Genomic DNA, 1,912 nt, shown 5'->3' with positions numbered 1-1,912 from the left:
GGGTGGGCCCGGAAGGGCAGGAGCCCGGTGGACTGGCCGCCGGGCTCCTGCGTCACCGGTCCTGGGGAGGTTCCGGACCAATAGTTGTAGTGGAAAACTTTGCGTGGCGGCATGGGCCGCCGGGCTGTCCAGGCCGACCCGCAGGCGGGACGGCCGATCCACCGTTCAGTCAGCGCGTCGCGCCGGGCCCCCTCGCGCGCCGCTGGGCGAAGCGGGTTGAATGGGGCGATGCAGAACCTGTTGCCTGAGCCACCGGCCACCCTCCTGCCCGCGCACGACCCGGCCGACGCGGCCCTGGCGTCCGCCGCCCAGCAGGGCACCGACGAGGCGTACGAGGAGGTGGCGGCCCGCTACCCGACCCACAGCGCGGCCTGGGGGGCGCTCGCGGGCCGGGCGTTCGACGCCGGTCAGGTCGTCCCGGCGTACGCCTACGCCCGCACCGGCTACCACCGGGGCCTGGACCAGCTACGCCGCAACGGCTGGAAGGGGCACGGCCCGGTGCCCTGGTCGCACGCGCCCAACCGGGGCTTCCTCCGCTGCCTGTACGTGCTCTCCCGGGCCGCTGGCGAGATCGGCGAGGCCGACGAGGCGGCCCGCTGCGCCCAGTTCCTCCGCGACTGCGACCCGGCCGCCGGGGACGCCCTCGCCGGCGCCCAGGCCTGACGGGCGAGCGCCCCTATCCCGCCACTCGACCGCGCCGTTCACGTCTGACGGCCGACCGCCCGCCACTCGCCCTCGACCGCGCCGCCGCCGGTCCGACACCCGTACCGGCGGCGGGGCGGCGCCTGTCGGCCCGGGCCGCCGGGTCAGAGCCCTTCGGCGACCGCGGCGGCGATCTTCAGCCAGGCGTCCCGGGTCGCGGAGGAGAGCCCGCCGTACCGGATCGGCTCCCCCGTGTCGATCAAACGCTCGTACGGCGCCAGCAGCACCGCCCTGGTCCGGGCGGCGAAGTGTTCCTGGATCGCCGGCAGGTCGATCTCCTTGCGTGACGGCGGCATGGACACCACCGTCACCGCCTGCCGGACGAGCCGCTGCCGGCCGCTCTGCTCCAGGTGGTCCAGCATCCGCGCGGCGGTCTCCGCCGAGTCGTTGCGGGCCGACATGGTGACCACCAACTGGTCGGTGGCGTCCATCGCGGCCTGCCAGTTCTGCGCCCGCACGTTGTTGCCGGTGTCCACGAAGATCAGCTTGTAGAACCGACTCACCACCTCGCGGATCTCGGCGAACGCCGCAGCGGTCAACATCTCCCCGCCCGTCGCCGACTCGTCCGAGGCGAGCACGTCGAACATTCCCTCGCCCTGCGAGCGGACGTACTGCGACAGGTCGCCGATGCGCCCGTGCGCGCCCTGGAACTGGCCGAGGTCGCGCAGCATGTCCCGGACGGTACGGGAGTGGAAGTCCTGCTGGGCGCGCATCCCGAGGGTGCCCTGGGTCTCGTTGTTGTCCCAGGCCAGCACGTAACCGCCGCGTTTCTGCCCGAAGGTCATCGCGAGCAGCAGGATCGCCACGGTCTTGCCCGCGCCGCCCTTCGGATTGACCACGGTCACCTGGCGCAGCCCGCCGAAGTTGCGGCGGACCATCTCGACGTCCCGCTTCACCTCCTGCTCGTGCCGCCCCGGGGGAAGCTTCACCAGCCCGATCCGGTTCACCACCGCCCGTACGCCCATGGTGGCCACCGGGTCGGCGGGGCGGGCCTGCCGGCGGCGGGCGAAGTCCTCGGCGGTCGGGGCCGGACCCTCGGGCGTCCAGGCCGCTTCCGGCCGGGTCGCCGGCTGCGGTTGCTGCGGCAGCCCACCGTGCGGAGTGCCCTGCTGCCACGCCGGCTGGTACCAGCCGGCGGTGGGCGGCGGCGCGGGCGGCCCGGTGACGGCCGGAGCCGGGTGCGGCGACATCGAGGCGGGCTGCGGGGGCG

General features: G+C 74.5%; 1 protein-coding gene and 1 pseudogene. One reads left to right on the top strand and one right to left on the bottom strand.

Annotated features, from left to right (window positions below):
* The first annotated feature begins 228 nt into the window (after positions 1 to 228).
* Positions 229 to 663, top strand: a complete 435-nt coding sequence (locus E1193_RS31290; protein ID WP_132186722.1) for a DUF3151 domain-containing protein — start codon at positions 229 to 231, stop codon at positions 661 to 663.
* 143 nt (positions 664 to 806) lie between these two features.
* Here the strand turns inward: E1193_RS31290 and E1193_RS31285 are convergent.
* Positions 807 to 1,912 (bottom strand): annotated as a pseudogene (locus E1193_RS31285) (chromosome partitioning protein); the annotation flags it as partial.

This window comes from Micromonospora sp. KC606 (genome assembly GCF_004348675.1).
GTDB lineage: Bacteria > Actinomycetota > Actinomycetes > Mycobacteriales > Micromonosporaceae > Micromonospora.
Note: the sequence above shows the minus strand (reverse complement) of the source record. Positions and strands in the feature narration are given on the sequence as shown.